At 56.5% G+C, this 17883-nt stretch carries 17 protein-coding genes; 10 read left to right on the forward strand and 7 right to left on the reverse strand.

Annotated features, from left to right (window positions below; genetic code table 11):
* Position 1: 1 nt before the first annotated feature.
* The 4 genes from oxyR to CF137_RS19405 form a co-directional block, all read right to left on the reverse strand.
* Positions 2-901, reverse strand: coding sequence for a DNA-binding transcriptional regulator OxyR (gene oxyR / locus CF137_RS19390; protein ID WP_139721053.1), 900 nt, complete (start codon positions 899-901; stop codon positions 2-4).
* Between the two features lie 154 nt (positions 902-1055).
* Positions 1056-2696: a methyl-accepting chemotaxis protein gene (locus CF137_RS19395; protein ID WP_139721056.1), complete on the reverse strand. Its 1641-nt coding sequence runs from the start codon at positions 2694-2696 to the stop codon at positions 1056-1058.
* A gap of 171 nt (positions 2697-2867) precedes the next feature.
* Positions 2868-3512 (reverse strand): DsbA family protein, encoded by a 645-nt coding sequence (locus CF137_RS19400; protein WP_139721058.1) that lies wholly within the window; start codon positions 3510-3512, stop codon positions 2868-2870.
* A 75-nt stretch (positions 3513-3587) separates the two neighbouring features.
* On the reverse strand, positions 3588-4448 hold the full coding sequence (locus CF137_RS19405; RefSeq protein WP_139721108.1) for a Vmh family MBL fold metallo-hydrolase: 861 nt from the start codon (positions 4446-4448) through the stop codon (positions 3588-3590).
* Between the two features lie 126 nt (positions 4449-4574).
* Here CF137_RS19405 and CF137_RS19410 point away from each other — a divergent pair, with 126 nt between their 5' ends.
* The 3 genes from CF137_RS19410 to CF137_RS19420 all read left to right on the forward strand — a co-directional run bounded on the left by CF137_RS19410 (position 4575) and on the right by CF137_RS19420 (position 7803).
* The gene (locus tag CF137_RS19410; protein ID WP_139721061.1) at positions 4575-5474 is read left to right on the forward strand and encodes a LysR family transcriptional regulator; all 900 of its coding nucleotides are present in this window, start codon (positions 4575-4577) and stop codon (positions 5472-5474) included.
* A 411-nt stretch (positions 5475-5885) separates the two neighbouring features.
* Positions 5886-6992 (forward strand): porin, encoded by a 1107-nt coding sequence (locus CF137_RS19415; RefSeq protein WP_139721063.1) that lies wholly within the window; start codon positions 5886-5888, stop codon positions 6990-6992.
* 175 nt (positions 6993-7167) lie between these two features.
* A complete protein-coding gene (locus CF137_RS19420) occupies positions 7168-7803 on the forward strand; it encodes a murein L,D-transpeptidase catalytic domain family protein (protein WP_139721065.1) in 636 nt (211 codons plus the stop codon).
* 77 nt (positions 7804-7880) lie between these two features.
* On the opposite strand, the gene CF137_RS19425 is transcribed toward CF137_RS19420, so the two are convergent.
* Positions 7881-8312 carry a universal stress protein gene (locus CF137_RS19425; protein ID WP_139693697.1) on the reverse strand — a complete coding sequence of 144 codons (432 nt, stop codon included), beginning with the start codon at positions 8310-8312 and terminating at the stop codon, positions 7881-7883.
* A gap of 187 nt (positions 8313-8499) precedes the next feature.
* Here CF137_RS19425 and CF137_RS19430 point away from each other — a divergent pair, with 187 nt between their 5' ends.
* Positions 8500-9255, forward strand: coding sequence for a hypothetical protein (locus tag CF137_RS19430; RefSeq protein WP_139721067.1), 756 nt, complete (start codon positions 8500-8502; stop codon positions 9253-9255).
* Between the two features lie 12 nt (positions 9256-9267).
* Here the strand turns inward: CF137_RS19430 and CF137_RS19435 are convergent, their stop codons facing one another.
* Positions 9268-9720 carry an RNA methyltransferase gene (locus CF137_RS19435; protein ID WP_139721111.1) on the reverse strand — a complete coding sequence of 151 codons (453 nt, stop codon included), beginning with the start codon at positions 9718-9720 and terminating at the stop codon, positions 9268-9270.
* Between the two features lie 203 nt (positions 9721-9923).
* Between CF137_RS19435 and CF137_RS19440 the strand changes: the two genes are divergently transcribed.
* Together CF137_RS19440 and CF137_RS19445 are read left to right on the forward strand one after the other, a co-directional pair.
* Complete coding sequence (locus CF137_RS19440; RefSeq protein ID WP_139721069.1) at positions 9924-11015, forward strand: PfkB family carbohydrate kinase; 1092 nt, start codon at positions 9924-9926, stop codon at positions 11013-11015.
* Positions 11009-11917: a pseudouridine-5'-phosphate glycosidase gene (locus CF137_RS19445; protein WP_139721071.1), complete on the forward strand. Its 909-nt coding sequence runs from the start codon at positions 11009-11011 to the stop codon at positions 11915-11917. The genes CF137_RS19440 and CF137_RS19445 overlap by 7 nt, the downstream gene beginning before the upstream one ends.
* A 227-nt stretch (positions 11918-12144) precedes the next feature.
* On the opposite strand, the gene ushA is transcribed toward CF137_RS19445, so the two are convergent.
* Entirely contained in the window at positions 12145-13869 is a 1725-nt protein-coding gene (ushA, locus tag CF137_RS19450) for a bifunctional UDP-sugar hydrolase/5'-nucleotidase UshA (protein WP_139721073.1), read from the reverse strand.
* Between the two features lie 576 nt (positions 13870-14445).
* On the opposite strand from ushA, the gene frdA reads away from it, so the two are divergent.
* The 4 genes from frdA to frdD all read left to right on the forward strand — a co-directional run bounded on the left by frdA (position 14446) and on the right by frdD (position 17847).
* Entirely contained in the window at positions 14446-16230 is a 1785-nt protein-coding gene (frdA, locus tag CF137_RS19455) for a fumarate reductase (quinol) flavoprotein subunit (protein ID WP_042020383.1), read from the forward strand.
* Positions 16223-16957, forward strand: a complete 735-nt coding sequence (locus CF137_RS19460) for a succinate dehydrogenase/fumarate reductase iron-sulfur subunit (RefSeq protein ID WP_042020382.1) — start codon at positions 16223-16225, stop codon at positions 16955-16957. The genes frdA and CF137_RS19460 overlap by 8 nt, the downstream gene beginning before the upstream one ends.
* A 16-nt stretch (positions 16958-16973) precedes the next feature.
* Entirely contained in the window at positions 16974-17372 is a 399-nt protein-coding gene (locus CF137_RS19465) for a fumarate reductase subunit C (RefSeq protein WP_042020381.1), read from the forward strand.
* Positions 17373-17490: 118 nt separating this feature from the next.
* On the forward strand, positions 17491-17847 hold the full coding sequence (gene frdD, locus CF137_RS19470; protein WP_042034677.1) for a fumarate reductase subunit FrdD: 357 nt from the start codon (positions 17491-17493) through the stop codon (positions 17845-17847).
* Positions 17848-17883: the final 36 nt, after the last annotated feature.

Genomic DNA, 17883 nt, shown 5'->3' on the forward strand with positions numbered 1-17883 from the left:
TTTATTGGGCCAACTGCTTGGTCATCAACGTAGCTATCGAGGCAGCCAGCTCGTTGAAGCAGGGGCGACGTACCGAGTAGTGGCGATAGAGCAGCGAGATGGTGCGCCCCGGCACCGGGTCGACCACCGGCCGATAGCTCACCCCCCCCTCATCATGATCGGCTGGTACTGCCAGCTTTGGCACCAGCGTCATGCCACTGCCAGCCGCCACCATGTTGCGCAGGGTCTCCAGACTGGTGCCCTTGAAGCGCTGATCCTCCCCGATACCGCCGGCAAAACAGAATCCCATCGCCTGATCCCGCAAGCAGTGCCCATCCGCCAACATCAGCAATTTTTTGCCCTTGAGATTGCCGAGCGGCACCTGCTTGGCCTGTGCTTCGGGATGATGGCAAGGCACCGCCAGCCACATCGGCTCGTGATAGAGCTGGATTGAACCAAACCCCTCCATCCCCGGCATCTCCGCCAGAATGACGCAATCCAGTTCGCCCTCTTCCAGCTTCTTTAACAGGGCCTGGGTCTGCTCCTCGTAGAGGTAAAACTCCAGTTGGGGAAAACGCTCACGGAGGGTCTGAATGATGCGGGGCAACAGATAGGGGCCCACGGTCGGGATGAAACCGATGTGGATCTCCCCAGACATCGGTTCGGAGAAGTGCTGGCCGATACTTTTGAGCTCGCGCACCTCCTTGAGCACCCGGCGCGCCTGATGAGCCATGGCGTCACCCGCCGGGGTGAACAACACCTTGCGTGAGGTACGTTCGATCAGGATCACCCCGAGCTCATTTTCCAGTTTTTGTAGCTGACCGCTCAGGGTTGGTTGACTGACAAAACAGCGCTCGGCGGCTTTGCGAAAATGTTTTTCCTCATCCAGCGCCACCAGATATTCGAGATCGCGAAGATTCATACAGCAAGAGTCCTGCCTGGAAATGGGCCATCAGCATGCACAATATCGCCTTGCAGGACAAGTCATCACCCCCAGACCTGACTCCCCCGTCACGCCCCAAATAGCAACAGCCCGATCACCTCGCGGCAACCGGGCTGTTTGACTAACTGATGGATTACACCCTGAAACGACGCACCATCTCCTGCAACTGAGTCGCCAAATGGTTCAGCTCGTTGCATGCCTGAGACATCTGATTGGCACCGGCTGCCACCTCTTCAGAGGCATGGCTGATATTGACCACGTTGCGGTTGAGCTCCTCACTCACCGCACCCTGCTCTTCGGTAGCAGTCGCAATCTGGATGTTCATATGCGAGATGCTGCTGACCGAGCCACTGATCTGGGAGATGGATGCCCCCGCTTCCCGCGCGGTAGAGACTGTGGTATTCATCAGCTCCTGACTCTGCAGCATGGTAGTGCCTGCCTGTTCGGCACGCTGCTGCAGCTCGGCAATGATGGTGTTGATCTGGGAGGTGGAGTCCTGGGTCCGTTTGGCCAGAGTGCGCACTTCATCAGCGACCACCGCAAAGCCGCGCCCCTGCTCACCGGCCCGAGCGGCCTCGATGGCGGCGTTGAGCGCCAGCAGGTTGGTCTGTTCAGCAATACCGCGGATCACTTCCAGCACCATGCCGATATTGCGGCTGTCATCCCCCAACTGACGGATCACCACAGCAGTACTCTCGATGGCACCAGCGACGCGTTCGATCCGCAAGATGGAGTCGTTCACCGTCTTGGCACCAATCTCTGCGGTTTCGCTGGCCGAGGTGGCGGCACTGGCGGCATCGCTGGTGTTGCGCGAGACCTCCTGCACCGTGGCCTGCATCTCGTTCATTGCCGTGGCCAACTGGTTCAGCTCGTGTTGCTGGGCACTCATGTTACTGGCCGACTGACGGGCCACCGAACTCATCTCCTCGGCGGCAGAGCTCAGTTGCACCACAGACCCGGAAACCTCACTGACCAGGGCACGCAAATTGTCCTGCATCTCGCCAAATCCTTTGGCAAGGGTTCCCAGTTCATCATTGTTGAACTGTTGCATGTCGATACGGGAGGTGAGATCACCAGAGGAGACCCGACGGGTCTGTTCCAGTAACGCCATCACGGGGTTGCGGATCTGACCTGTCAGCAGCCAGGCAATGGCCACAACAAAACCCAGCGTCACCAGACTGACGATGACGCTCATGGTTCTGGCACTGCTGTAGAGCGCCTCCACATCTTTTGTCATCTGGGCCGCAATCTCGTTATTGATTTCCCGCAGGCGATAGGATTTTGCTCCCACCTCCTCCAGTGCGACCCGGGTTTCGTTTTTGCGCAAACTTCTGACCCGTTCCAAATCGCCTGCTGTAAAAGCGCTCATCAACTCTTCATGCACCGCAAAATACTTGGCACCTGCTGCGACCACCTGTTCATAGACCTGCTTCTCTTCGGCCGTACTGAATGGCAAAGCCCCATATTTCTGGGCGGCCTGATCGAACTCCTGTTTGGCCTTGTTGAAGGTAGCGGTACGATCGCTCACCTCTTGCATATCTTTATTCAAGCTGCCGATCACCTGGGCTAACTCTGAACGGCGCGCGTCCAGCACAGCGACATGCATCTGGCTAGCCAAACGGGTAGATGGCAGCAAGTTGCTGGCAATAGTGTCGGTATCACTGTAGAGCCGAGCCAACTGGCTGCTGGAGAACCAGGCCAACCCCAGAACAAGCACGGCCAGAATGGCAAATCCGGCGCTCAACTTCTGGCCGATAGACATGTTTTTGAACATATGAGGGCTTCCTTGAAATGGGTCTTCACTCCCGTGACATCCTCCGGGAATGGTCATATAGAGCATAGCCTGCGCACAGAAAACGGAAGGATTTCATATCGTTTCTGTGCATGCTTGGCTATCGGCCCAAGGCTCGTTTCCTGAAGCCTCCCACAGTTCAAACAACAGCCGTTATTTCATCAGCGCCAGCAGATGTGCACGCAGACCATCGGGATCACCCAGAAAATCGGCAACACGAACAGAGGTCATTCGACCGTTGTGCAGCAGCCCAAGGGTGGGATAGCCCTGACCGCCCAGCTGTTTCATCCAGCCCTGGCTATCTGCCAGATGTTGCAGCAAAGGGGCCTGCAGATAGGCTTGCTGGAATGCCTCGGCAGCAATCCCCTGCTCTGCCGCCAGGGGGGCGAGAAACGCCGGCTCACCAATCCAGATCCCGTCCCGATAGTGGGATTGCTGGATCCGGTGCAACATCGCCAGACCATTCCCCCCCAGTGCCGTGACAGCCAAAACCCCACGGATCGGCGGCTCGGAGTCCAGCAGACACCCTTCCTGCAGCAGCAGTTCGTTGAAGTAGCGCTCGCCAAAATGCTGGCCGGTCAGCGCTTCGATCCGCTGATCGTGGGGACGCACATAATCACGCAATGCCTCGCCCATCGGCTGACGGCGGCTGCCCAGCCAAAGGCCGCCCGCATGCAGCTCGATCTTGAGTCCGTCAATGGTGGCTGCCACCTGCAGCAGAGGAGCTGCACCGTAGCACCAGCCACAGAGCGGGTCATAGACATAATGGAGGGTGGTTTGCTGTGCGTTCATCGTCATTCTCACTTCAATCTTGGATAAAAAACCGGGCACTGAGGCCCGGTAAAAAAACACAGGGAGAGCAGGCTCAGTGGCTTACCACTTCATCTCGCCGGTATTGACCTTGGCACCGATGGCCAGACCATCATCAACCGGCAGCGCCGGGTAGGCCTTCTTCAGAGCCTCAATCAGCTCACCGGAGTTTTTCGCCTTGGCCAGCTCCTGCTCGAAACGCTCTACATAGTCACGGGTAAAGGTCACAGCGGCAGTGCCTTTGGGCGCGGTCCCCAGGAAGTGGCCCGGTACCACGCGCTCGGGTTTCAGGGCCAGCAGGCTGTCCAGCGCCTTGACCCAGTTGCTGCGGGCTGCTTTGGTCTGGCTGTCGGCCATCCAGACATGCACCCCGTGGTAGACAGGCACCCCACCAAAAGCAGTCTTGATGGAAGGGGCCCAGAGGTAGGCATTCGGGGTGTTCATCTCTTTGATTTCAATCTTCTCACCATCCAACGTCAGATGGCTGGCAGTCATCACTTGCGGCACGGTCAGGCTCTTCGGTGCGCCCTTGCCGAGGATCGGGCTCCAGTAGCTCAGCTTGGCATCCTTGGTCTGGTTGATGTGGTCAACCACATGCTGGTCGGCCAGCACTTTGACATCTGGGAACGCAGCCATGACAGGCTCCAGACCGAAGTAGAAGTCGGGGTCACCGGCACTGATATAAACAGTGGTCAGCTTCTTGCCGCTCTTCTTGATCATGTCGACCAGCGCCTGGCCATTTTGCACGTCGAACTGGGCATCGATCAGGATTGCCTCTTTGTCACCGGTCACCAGTGAGGAGGAGACCGGGAAGATCGCCTTCTCGCCAGGGTTGTAGACGGTCACGCTCAGGGGGGCGGCCAGTGCGGCGCCACTGAGCAGGGTGGTAGCCAGAGTCAGGTTGCGGATCAGGGTGTTGTTCATCATCTATTCCTCATTAAGTATTCGGGGGTTCATTTGATGGACACAGTGTATTGGATCATTTAGGGTGCAAATACAGCATAAAAAGCACATCACTGTTGCACATATCGAACATATAGAGAGCCATACATGGATCGACTGACCGCATTGCGGGTCTTCGTCAGCGTAGTCGAACAAGGGAGCCTGAGCGGCGCCGGAGATAAACTGGATATGTCGCGCGCCATGGTGTCGCGCTATCTGGCCGAGCTGGAGAGCTGGATGGGTGCCCGCCTGCTGCACCGAACCACTCGGCGCTTGAGCATGACCGGGCCGGGAGAGGAGGCGCTGAACCGGGCCCGCGCCATGCTGGCGCTCGGAGAGGAGATGGAGCAGATCGCCGTGAAGGGCGATGACGCCCCCAAAGGGCAGCTCAGGATCACCAGCAGCTACTCCCTGTCGGAAGCCTTGTTGGTCGGAGCCGCCAACGACTATCTGGCGCAATACCCGGGGACGGCCATCGACATCCTGCTGCTCGATAGAACCGTCAATCTGGTGGAGGAGCGGATCGACCTGGCGGTGCGCATCACCAATGACCTCGACCCCAATCTGGTGGCGCGCCGTCTCGGCACCTGCCACTCGGTGGTCTGTGCCAGTCCGGCCTATCTGGCTCGCCATCCGATGCCGCACAAAGTGCAGGATCTGGCGCTGCATAACTGCCTCACCTACACCTACTTCGGCAAGAGCCTGTGGGAGTTCAATGGCCCAGATGGCCCCGAGTCAGTGCCGGTCAGCGGCAACCTGAGCGCCAATATCTCCAACCTGTTGCTGGAGGCGACGCTGGAAGGCGCCGGGATCAGCCTGCAGCCCCGCTACTCGGCCCAGCCCTATCTGGAGCGGGGGGAGCTGGTACCCCTGCTGACTGACTGGCAACCCAAGCGGCTCGGCGTCTACGGGGTGTATGCCACCCGCAAACAGATGTCGCCGCTGCTGCGCAGCTTCCTCGACTTTCTGCTGGCGCGCATGGCAGTCGATCCCATCTGGCAGGAGTGAGTTCATGCCTTTGCGGCCTTGTGAACCGGCAAACTCAGAGGGCGCTCTTCATTGAGCCAGTGATCGCCATCGGCTTCACTGGCCGCCTGTAAACCGAAAGGTTCATCAGGTGTCACGACGATCCCACTGACCTTGGCTGCCCACCCAAACCGCTAACACATTGAAAAACGCCCGGTAACCACACAGGAGCTTGTGGTGCCTCTGCCTGAAAAAACAGCGTTACTTGGCGTGACGGTATGTGAAGGGGCTTGCACTTTGGTAATAACAACAAACTCATCAGCGATTAACCCACCGCTGATTCAGCTCCAGTCAAGGTTAATAGCTCTACCTTGTCCCCATCGGCTCTAATCCGATCACACATCAACAAGGACCGGTACAGGTCCAAGTGCTTACATCAGAGGAATAAAGCATATGAAGAAGTCTGCACTGACTATCGCCATCTCCAGCCTGCTGCTGGCCAGTGGCGCCCATGCTGCTACCGTCTACAACCAGAACGATACCAAGCTGGAAATCGGCGGCCGTGCTCAGGGTATGTACTACGGTACTGACGACAATGGCTCCGAAGGTGATCAGAGCTATTTCCGTGTCAATATGCGCGGTGAGACCAAAATTGCCCCCGAGATGAAAGCATTCGGTTTTGCCGAGTACAACCTGCCGACCTCCGGTTCTGACAACGACGAGCTGCGTTATGCCTACGCTGGCATCAAGCACGACCGTTTCGGCGCATTCAGCTACGGTCGTCAGGATGGTCTGTTTGCCATCGTGAACGACTACACCGACGTTCTGCCAGAGTGGGGCGGTGACGGCCTGGGTAAAGGCACCGAAGTATTCGGTACCGGCCGCACCAACGGTGTTGCCAAGTACATGTTCAACCAGAATGGCCTGACCCTGGGTGCCCAGTTCACCGGCAACAACGATCCGCAGAATGCTGACCGTAGCGCCATCGATAAGAGCTTTAGCAGCACCCCGATCAAACCGGATACTACTTGGAACACTAAAGGTTCTAAAGAAGGCTTTGCCGTAGCTGCTTCCTATGATTTCGATATGGGTCTGGGTCTGTCTGCTGCCTATAACCAGGCTGGCAAGACCGACGAGCAAGCTCGCTATGCCGCCTTCGGTGGCGACAAAGATGCCAAGCTGATGGGCTTCGGCGCCAAATATGCAACTGGCGACCTCTACCTGGCTGCAACCTACTCCCACGGTGAGAACCACCTGTTCGTGAACAACGGCTACGCCGAGAAGCACGACGGTTACGAAGCTGTAGCCCAGTACACCATCGGCAAGTTCAAGCCTTCTCTGGCTTACCTGCGCACTGATGTAAAAGATACTGCTAACAATATCGATGATACCTACACCGAGTACGTATCTATCGGTGCTTGGTACAACTTCACCAACAACTTCAACGCCTACGTTGATTACAAGCTGAACCTGCTGGATGACGGCGCTGTTTCCGGTACCAGCAAGCTGGGCCAGAACACTGACGACGTAGTTGGTGTGGCTCTGCAGTACAACTTCTAAGCAATTGGAAGTCAGTTATACCCTGTAATACCAATGTCTACTGTTTGAATTACTTCCGGCCGCTCTGCGGCCGGTTTTTTTATTGCCCCTTTTCAACACCTTGCATATAACTATCAAGCGGATTGGCTGTCGTATCCGCGTGGTTGGCAGGGAGTACAAAAGGAGATATTCACGGATGATGCAAGTTCGCGGGAACAGAGGCTGGCAAAGCGAGTGGCTGCTGTTGCCACTGCTGTGGATGTCGCTCATCTGGAGCAGCACGGCAGATGCCAGCTGGGATCAGAGTCTCTATCGTCAGCTGGGTCTGGCAGGCAAGCTGGATAAACAGACCTTTCGCCAAGCACTCAACAGTTATCAAACCGTGCGCCACAAGCGCAAATCTATTCTCACCATCATCGATTACAGCAAGCCGTCTACCCAGCGCAGGCTGTTTGTCATCGACATGAAACGCCACAAGCTGCTTTATCACACCTGGGTCAGTCATGGCCGCAACTCGGGTGAGCTGGCCGCAGAGCGCTTTTCCAACCAGCTCAACTCCCGACAAAGCTCCCTCGGCGTCTATCGCACCGCTGAAACCTATCTGGGCAAGCATGGCTACTCTCTGCGGCTGGACGGCCTCACCCCCGGCAAAAACAGCAATGCCCGCAAACGCGCCATCGTGGTGCACGGCGCCACCTATGCCAGCCCGACCCATCTGCGCAAATATGACAAGCTCGGCCGCAGCTGGGGTTGCCCCGCCCTGCCCAAGGAGCAGGCCCGGGCCATCATCGACACCATCAAGGGTGGCAGTGTCATCTACGCCCACGGCTAACGGGCACAGCGCCAGAAAACGCAAGGCCAGCAATCGCTGGCCTTGTTTATTACGCTTGTCACACTAAACGGGGCGCGTTATTGGCGCACCACCAGTACCGGGCAGGGTGCATGGCGCACCACAGATTCGGCAACGCTACCGACCAGCAGATGGCTAATACCGGAGCGGCCGTGGCTGCCCATCACGATCAGATCCACCTCATCATCTTTGGCTTGAATGACGATCTCGTCGGCGGCACGGCCAAAGCGAATCTCAAAGGTGGCAGGGATCGGCAGCGTCGCCACCAGCTCTTTGAGCTGGGCTTTGGCCTGACGCTCCATCTCATGGGTAATTTCCACTGCGGTCATATGCAGAATTTTGTAGCTGTCAAAACCGTGCAGTTGATCAACCACGTGGATCAGCTTGAGCTGGGCCTGATGGCTCTGCGCCATAAACACGGCATAGTCGAGTACCGCACGAGACATTTGGGAAAAATCGACCGGACAGAGCAGAGTTTTAATGGATGGCATAATGCAGTCTCCTCTACTGATTGGGGTGCTATTGAATCTTTACTCGATCATAGCGATCCGACTGCAAATAACCCTCGACCCTGTCGCAAAATGAAGATGAGAGATTTTTTCTCCGCATCACCACAATAGATGCCATGGTATAAATCAGGCTATCCGGTTTTCCACTCACACAAGGCCTGCCCTGACCATGTTGCGCATCGCCTGCCTGTTGCTCTGTTGTCTCTGTGGCTCTTTTAACTGCCGCGCAGCATCTATTGATGTCTATTGCGATGACTGGCCAGACTTTTGCCAACCGGATGGCAAAGGAATTTATCTCGATCTGGTGCGAATCATCTACCAACCTCACGGCTATCAGATCGTGCCCCATATCGTGCCCTACAAACGCGCCGTCGCCATGATAGCCAGGCAAGAAGGCGATATGGCCATGAGCGTCTATCGGGACGAGGTCAAGGGTGTGCGGCAACCTGAACATCCCGCCTCGGCTGATGATCTGACCGTAGTGATGCTCAAGCGGTGGCAACCACAGTGGCAAGGGGAGATCAGCCTGCAGGGACAAACCGTGCTGTGGCGACGGGGATGGGCGCTGGAAAAATATCTCCCGGTCGCCATGCAGTGGCATGAAATCGACAGTGACGAGATAGCCCTGCAGCTGCTCGACAAAGGGCGTTATCGCTATTACCTGACTGCCGGGGTACTTCATTCCACCGATGCCGCCCCCACCAGCATGTACCACGTTTTTTTACGCTGGATCCCGACCTACCCCATTTTTGCCGACACAGAGCAGGGTGGCCGGCTACAACAACTCTGGGATCAAGAGATGGTGAAGCTGATCCGCAACGGCACACTGGCCGAGACATATCGCCGCTATCAGCTCTATGACTACTACCAAAGCTTTATCAAAGAGCAGGAACAGAACGTCACATCAAGCGCATCTCCTGAATGATCCGTATTGGCGCTATCTCCCTCGATAGCCCTTCGCCAAGCGGTCATAGAGGATCACATTGACCGAGGCGGCCAGATTCATGCAGCCCTGAGTCGGTACATAGACCACATCTTGCACCGCCCCGTAGAGCGCGGGATCCAGGGTGCCATCCTCCGGCCCGAAGATATAAAAGGCGCGCTCCGGGTGGACATAGTCGGGAAGCGGCGTGGCGCCGTTGATCAAATCGACCACCACGGGCACGCATCCCTGCGGGATAAATGCCATCAGATCATCCACCCCCAGCAGCGGGATCTTCTCCACCATCTGCTTGGTATCGGTGGCAAAGCGGCGCGCCAGCTCGAAGCGGTTGCCGGTGTAGTAGACCTCGTCCACCCCGTAGCAACCCGCAGCCCGCATCACGGAGCCGACATTTTCCGGGGACTTGGGATTGACCAGCCCCACGCAGCAGAATGCACTCTTTTCCATCATCTCTCCTCATCTTGCGGCGGCCATTATAAGCAGCAACGGGGCCACCGACCCGTTAAAAGTACCCCGCCCGGCTCAACCGCTCGCCAACCCATCACGAATGGCGGTTTTTTGTGCGCCAACCGACAAATTTTGGATAACCCGATAGCCAGCAAACGTTTATCGGAAATAATAGACAAACGTTTGTAAATGGATAGTTATCTATGACGACGCGTGAACAAGAGATCCTCGCCCTGCTACGCCAGGACCCCATGATTGCCCAGCAGGATCTGGCCGATCGCCTCGGCATCAGCCGCTCTGCGCTGGCCAGCCACATCTCAAGCCTGATCCGGCAGGGGTATGTGCAAGGCAGAGGTTATGTACTGCGAGAAGGCCCCTACGTAGTGGTGATCGGCGGTGCCAATATGGATATTTGCGGCACCAGCCACGACAACCTGCTGCTCGGCGACTCCAACCCGGGCAAGGTGCGCACCTCGGCGGGCGGTGTCGGCCGTAATATCGCCGAAAATCTGGCACGGCTCGGCAGCGATACCCGGTTGCTGACCGCGGTCGGCAACGACCAGTATGGCCACCATCTATTGGAGGTGAGCCAGCGGGCCGGCGTCGATGTACGCCAGACTCTGGTGCTCGATGGTCACGCCACCTCCTGCTATCTCAGCCTGCATGATGGTAGCGGCGAAATGAGCTGCGCCATCAACGACATGGCCATCATAGAGCAGCTCACCCCAGCCCGCCTGACCCCCCTCGCAGGCTTTCTCGGTGGTGCCCGGCTTTGGGTGCTCGACACCAATCTGGCTATCCATACCCTCGACTGGTTGTTTGAACGGCAAGGTGAGCACGCCATCTTTGTCGATACCGTTTCGGTGGCCAAAGTGGAGAAGATCCGCCCCTGGCTCGGCAAGATCCACACCCTCAAACCCAATCGCAGCGAAGCCGAGCAGCTGTGCGGCATGACCATCGCCGGGCCCGAAACCTGGCCCATGGTGGCCGCCTGGTTCCACCGCGCCGGGGTCAAGCGACTGTTCCTCAGTCTGGGTGAACAGGGGATCTTCTACAGCGATGGCGAGCAGCAGGGTCACCTGTCGGTGCTGGGCAGTCCGGTGCTCAACGTCACCGGCGGCGGGGATGCCTTTATGGCTGGCCTCGCCCACGCCTGGCTGCAACAGCTCGACATTGCCCAAACCACCCGCTTTGCCCTGGGCTGCGCCGCCCTCACCGTCAATTGTTCCGATACCGTTTTTTCCGGTCTGAGCAAGACCGCCGTTGACCGCATACTGGAGGAATACTCATGCTGAACGCTCACCTCGATATCCAACCGGAAGTTGCTGCCGCGCTGGCTGCCGGCAAACCGGTCGTTGCCCTCGAATCCACCATCATCTCCCACGGCATGCCTTATCCGCAGAACGTGGAGACGGCCCGTCAGGTGGAGCAGGTGGTGCGCGATAACGGCGCCATTCCGGCCACCATCGCCATCCTCGACGGCCGCCTCAAGGTGGGTCTCGATGCGGGTGCGCTGGAAGCGCTGGGCCGGGCTGGTCACGACGTAACCAAGTGCAGCCGCCGCGACATTCCGTTCGTGCTGGCACGCAAGGGGATGGGGGCCACCACGGTCGCCTCCACCATGATCATCGCCGCCATGGCGGGGATCCGGGTCTTTGCCACCGGCGGCATCGGCGGGGTACATCGCGGCGCGCAGGAGACCTTCGATATCTCGGCGGATCTGCAGGAGCTGGCGCAGACGCCGGTGGCCGTGGTATGTGCGGGGGCCAAGTCGATCCTCGATATCGGGCTGACCCTGGAGTATCTGGAGACACAAGGGGTGCCGGTGATCGGCTATCAAACGGGCGAGCTGCCCGCCTTCTACACCCGCGAGAGCGGCTTCAAGGTTGATTACCGGCTCGATACCCCGGCTACCATCGCCGAAGCGTTGCGCCTCAAGTGGGAGCTGGGGCTGACGGGTGGCGCCGTGGTGGCCAACCCCATCCCGTTTGAGCACGCCATGCCTAAGGCCGATATCGATGCGGCCATTGCCCAGGCGCTGCGTGAAGCGGACGAGCAGGGGATCAAGGGCAAGGCTTCGACCCCCTTCCTGCTGGCCCGCGTCTGTGAGCTGACCGGCGGCAACTCGCTCGCCGCCAATATCCAGCTGGTGCTGAACAATGCAGCGCTCGGCGCCCGCATCGCCGCCAGCCTGTGATGCAACTCGACTTAAAAAGCCATGTAAATAGGGCCAGGCAGCCATACTCGACCAATCAGTGACCGCCATGTCAGAACCTTGATGAAGAGTGATAAAAGCTTCAGGTCACGCAAGAGCAACAAGGCGAAAAAAATCCCCAAGTGATACTTGGGGATTTCTGTATATCAGAGACAGACCACTGGCTGCTCTTTAGGGCTGCGTAAGGGACGACAAACCCCGATAACGAATCAGTTACACCCTTCGTTAGAAGTGGAGTTCAGGTAGCTCACTTCGTTGGCTGGCTGGTAATCAGCCACATTGATGACCTTCTTGATCTCGATGTACTCCTTCAGCACAGCGGCATCCACCAGCCCGGCGTTGATGGTATCGATCTTCGGATAACCGTCACCACCAGAGGCGCTGAAGCTCGGGATGGCGAAGCTGTAGGTCGCAGCCGGATCGAAGGCCTTGCCACCAACGCTGATGATATTGACGCTCTTGGCCTGGCAGTCTACCGCCATCTTGATACCACCAAACTGGGCATAACCACCGGTGTTGCGGGTCTTGGTAGCTACCTTACCCAGATAGGTCGCCAGATCGCTCCCCTTCAAAACCGCTTTGTTCACCGTGTTGCCAAAGGGGTGAACCAACAGCACGCTGCGATAGGTGATATCACCGGCAGGGATGCTGTCACGCACACCACCAGAGTTGACGATGCCAAAGTCGACAGCCAGTTTGCTGCTGGTGGCAGTGGTGATGAGACGCCCAAGGTTGGTCTGCTTATTGCGAACCGAGTTACGATCACCGACCAGCTGGGCGTCGGTAGAACCTATGAGCACATTGAGTTCCTGCTGACCTTTATCTTGGTATTTCTGTAGCGTGCGATAGAGATCAGGATCCTTGGTAATCTCTTTTTGCACCCACTGCATCAAAGCTGGATTTAATGTGGCCTTGCCCTGGTTGTCAATAGGCTCGCCCTTAGCGTTACGCTTGACAAGGTTGACCGGGATCAGCTCATAGCTGGTCAGGGTCAACTTGCCATTTTGGTAGTCAAATTGAGCACGGCCCACATATTTGCCCCACTCGTAAGCCTGCATGATCCAGGTGCCCTTCTGCTGATCCGGCTGGCAAGTATCACCCGGTTGAAAATTGGCGTACTTGTTGATCGTGCTCGGCTCCATACAGACCGGATTCTGGGAATGGCCACCAATAATGGCATCAAGGGTACCCGCAGGAAGGGCGCGAGCCATCTCTACATCACCCGGTGCATTGCTGCCATGCTGACCATTCTCGTAATGGCCCATATGGGTGATGGCGAAGACCAGATCGGCTTCCTTATTGCTGCGGAGCTGCTGACCCAGTTTGGCCGCTTCGCTGGTCGGATCGCGAAACTCCAGGGTTTTCACGTTATCAGGATCCACCAACTGGGCAGTATCCTCGGTGGTCAGGCCCAATACAGCGACCTTGAGACCACTCTCCAGCGTGAACACCTTGTAGGGGTCAAAATAGTGCTTACCGCTGGCTTTGTCGTAGATGTTGGCCGACAGCATGGGGAACTGGGCCCACTTGCGCTGCTTTTCCAGCACGCTGAGGGGGTTGTCAAACTCATGGTTGCCCACCGCCATGGCGTCGTAGCGAATGCTGTTCATCGCCATGAAATCTGGCTCGGCATCCTGCAGATCCGATTCAGGCACCCCGGTGTTAACGTCACCACCAGAGAGCAACAGCACCTCGCTGCCAGCGGCCTTGGCCTCGGCACGCAGTCGATCGACCAGGGTCTTCTGGGCTGCCATGCCGTACTCGTTTTCTGCGTTGTGCCAGAAACGGCCGTGGGTATCGTTGGTGTGCAGTATGGTCAGCTTGCAGACATTTTCGGTGCAGGGCGTAATGACGCCATTGGCAGAGGAATTGCAGCCAGTCAGTGCAGCAAGCAAGGTCAGAGCCAAGCTGCCTTTGATAAAGTTATTATTCATTTCCATATCACCTTGGTTATTATGTTATTTAACAACTATTTACTAAGATGGGTTGCCAATTGAGTTGCCAATATAACAAACTGCAGATGACCATTTTTCATCCGTGACCCACAAATTCTACTAATTGTGATCTTCGACCCAAGATCCTGTCCGCTACCAATTTCCTGCGACATCACGGCTCTCATTATCCACTTGTAGCCTTAAGCCCCTGCTTGATGGTCAACATTGGATTACTTATTTTCATGGCAAATACAAATGATAATTATTGTCAAGTGAGTGGCGTAATTAAAAACTTAAAATTTTTTTGAAAATACCTAAAAAGAGAGGCGATTCGCATTTTGTTGAAAGAAAACTACGTATAATCTTGGGGTTAAAGTATTCATAGCAAGGTGTTTAACTGCTCAGCAACACCATAAATGGCGATAATAACGACATTTTCATCCAGGGATTTGGGTGTTTTACAAAAAAACCAGTAAGAAAAACGGACTAAAACCTAGCAGTTTGACTTGCATCAAGCCTGAATTTTTTTCATAGAGCAAAATTGTGCCCAGCAAATCTATCCCTAAGGAGGCAGATGTGGATATTATCAAGACCGATGTTGCCATCATCGGTGCCGGTGGTACTGGCCTGCGTGCCGCTATCGCCATTGCAGAAGCCCATCCGGAACTCGAAATCGCCCTGATTTCAAAAGTCTATCCGATGCGTAGTCACACAGTGGCTGCGGAAGGCGGTGCTGCAGGCGTAGTTCGCGATGACGACTCCCTCGAAAACCACTTCAATGACACCGTTTCCGGTGGTGACTGGTTGTGCGAGCAAGACGTGGTCGACTACTTCGTCAACAACGCGACCAAAGAGATGGTCCAACTTGAGCACTGGGGTTGCCCCTGGAGCCGCAAGCCGGATGGCAAAGCCAACGTGCGTCCTTTTGGTGGAATGAAGATCCCCCGCACCTGGTTTGCAGCAGACAAGTCCGGTTTCCACATTCTGCATACCCTGTTCCAGACCTCTATCAAATATCCGACCATCAAGCGCTTCGATGAGCACTTCTGTCTCGATTTGATCGTGGATGATGGCCGTGTGCAAGGCGTGCTGACCTTTGATATCCAGAACGGCATCACCCGTTTCATCCAGGCCAAATCCGTGATTATGGCTACCGGTGGCGCAGGTCGTGTTTACCGCTACAACACCAACGGTGGCATCGTCACCGGTGATGGTATGGCACTGGCTTATCGTCACGGCGTACCGCTGCGTGATATGGAGTTCGTCCAGTATCACCCGACCGGCCTGCCTGGCACCGGTATCCTGATGACCGAAGGTTGCCGTGGTGAGGGTGGTGTTCTGCTGAACAAAGATGGCTACCGTTACCTGCAAGACTACGGCTTGGGCCCGGAAACGCCGATTGGCCAGTCAAAAAACAAGCACATGGAGCTGGGTCCACGCGACCGTCTCTCTCAGGCATTCTGGCAAGAGCAGCAAAAAGGCCGCGTGATCCAGGGCCCGATGGGCGACGTGGTTCACCTTGACCTGCGCCACCTGGGTGAGAAGTACCTGAAAGAGCGTCTGCCTTTCATCTGCGAACTGGCCAAGGCCTACGTGGGTGTGGATCCGGCCAAAGAGCCGATCCCGGTACGTCCGACTGCCCACTACACCATGGGTGGTATCGAGACTGACAACAAGTGCGCAACCCGCATGCCTGGCCTCTACGCCGCAGGCGAGTGTGCTTCTGTAGGTCTGCACGGTGCCAACCGTCTGGGTTCCAACTCGCTGTCCGAGATCGTGGTATTCGGCAAGCTGGCGGGTGAACAGGCTGCCGAATTCGCAGCGACTCAGCAACACGGCAATACCGAAGCACTGCTCGCCAAAGCCGAAGCGCTGATCAAACAGCACCTCTCGCTGATGGACATCGACGGTACCGAAAATCCGGCGGATATCCGCAACGAATTGGGCCTGTCCATGGAAGCCGGTGTCGGTATCTACCGTACCGAAGAGCTGATGCAAGGCACCATTGACAAGATTAACGAGCTGAAAGCCCGTTACAAGAAGGTCAAGATCAACGACAAGTCCTCTGTCTTCAACACCGACCTGCTGTACGCCATCGAACTGGGCTACATGCTGGACGTGGCCGAAGCCATGGCTCACTCCGCCATCAACCGTAAAGAGTCTCGTGGTTCCCACCAGCGTCTGGATGGTTACGAAGAGCGTGATGACGTGAACTTCCTCAAGCACTCTCTCTCCTTCTACGCACCGGAAGGCGCCCCGACCATCGATTATTCCGATGTGAAGATCACTAAATCCCAACCGGCCAAACGCGTGTACGGTTCCGAAGGTGAGAAACAAGACGAGGCTAAGAAGAATGGCTGAGATGATTGAAATTGAAATCCTGCGCTACCGCCCGGAGCAGGACAATGAACCCTGGATGCAGACCTTCCAGGTACCGTACCTCAGAGAGATGTCTCTGCTGGATGCCCTGCAATACATCAAGGATCACCTGGACTCTACCCTGAGCTTCCGCTGGTCCTGCCGGATGGCGATCTGCGGCTCTTGCGGCATGATGGTCAACGGTGTACCCAAGCTGGGTTGTAAAGCATTCCTGCGCGACTATCTGCCAGGCAAGATGACTATCGAGCCGCTCAACAACTTCCCGATTGAGCGTGACCTGGTGGTCGACATGTCCGATTTCATCGAGAAGCTGGAGAGCATCAAGCCCTACATCATCCCGAGCGAACCGCGCAGCCTGTGTGATGGCGAATACAAGCAGACCCCTGCTGAAATGGCCAAGTATCACCAGTTCTCCCAGTGCATCAACTGTGGTCTGTGCTATGCAGCCTGCCCGCAATATGGCATCAACAAGCAGTTCACCGGTCCGGCAGCACTGGCTCTGGCCTATCGCTACAACGCCGACAACCGCGATGGCGCGTCCAAAGAGCGGATGAAGATCATCAGCCAGGACGAAGGCGTCTGGGGTTGTACCTTCGTTGGCTACTGCTCGGTAGTCTGCCCGAAAGGTGTGGATCCGGCCGCAGCCATCCAGCTTGGCAAGGTCGAAAGCGCCAAGGACTACATGATCGCCATGTTCAAGCCAGATTGAGATCAGGAATGAGACCATGAACAACACCAATAGCAAACGTAAGCCTTACGTCCGCGAAATGAAGAAAGACTGGTGGCTAAAGAGCTCCTTTTACACCAGTTACATGATCCGTGAAGGCACCAGTATCTTCGTCTCCATCTATGCCGTCGTGCTGATGTGGGGCCTGATGCGTCTGGTTCAGGGTCAGGAAGCGTTCAACGGCTGGCTGGAATCCCTGCAAAGCCCGATCGCCATCCTGTTCCATGTCATCGCCCTGGCGGCGTGCCTGTTCCATGCCAAGACCTGGTTCGCCCTGGCGCCGAAAGCCATGCGTATCTTCCGTGGTGAAGACCTGGTGCCTGAGAAACCGATCGTACTCGTCCAATATGTGGCGCTGGCGGTGGTATCCCTGCTCGTCCTGATCATCGTGGCCTGAGGAGAAAACCATTACACGTTCTGACGAGCCACGTGTTGGGTGCCAGTTTGGCGCCCATCACCGCGACCCGGCAACGTGGGCCACGAAATCCCTGTTAACGATGATTTGAGGAAAAATCATGAGACGTTCTGACGAACCAATTTACTGGGGTCTGTTTGGTGCGGGTGGCATGGTCGTTGCCATGCTGCTGCCGGTCATTGTCCTCATCACCGGTCTGCTGGTACCCATGGGTATCATGGACGTAGAGACCATGAGCTACGAACGTGTACTCGAGTTCGCCAGCTCCTGGTGGGGTGCCTGCATCCTGCTGGTGATCATAGCCCTGCCCATCTGGCACGGCATGCACCGTATCTACCACGGTCTGCACGATCTGGGGATCCACACCACCAAGCTGCACCACTATGTGTTCTATGGCTTTGCCTTCCTGGTATCTGCCATTACCGTCGGTCTGCTGATGGTGCTGGTATTCCAGTAATCACCAGCATCTAACTGATTGACCAAACCGGGCCCA

Source organism: Aeromonas sobria, assembly GCF_006243315.1.
In the GTDB taxonomy this organism is placed as follows: Bacteria; Pseudomonadota; Gammaproteobacteria; order Enterobacterales; family Aeromonadaceae; genus Aeromonas; species Aeromonas sobria_A.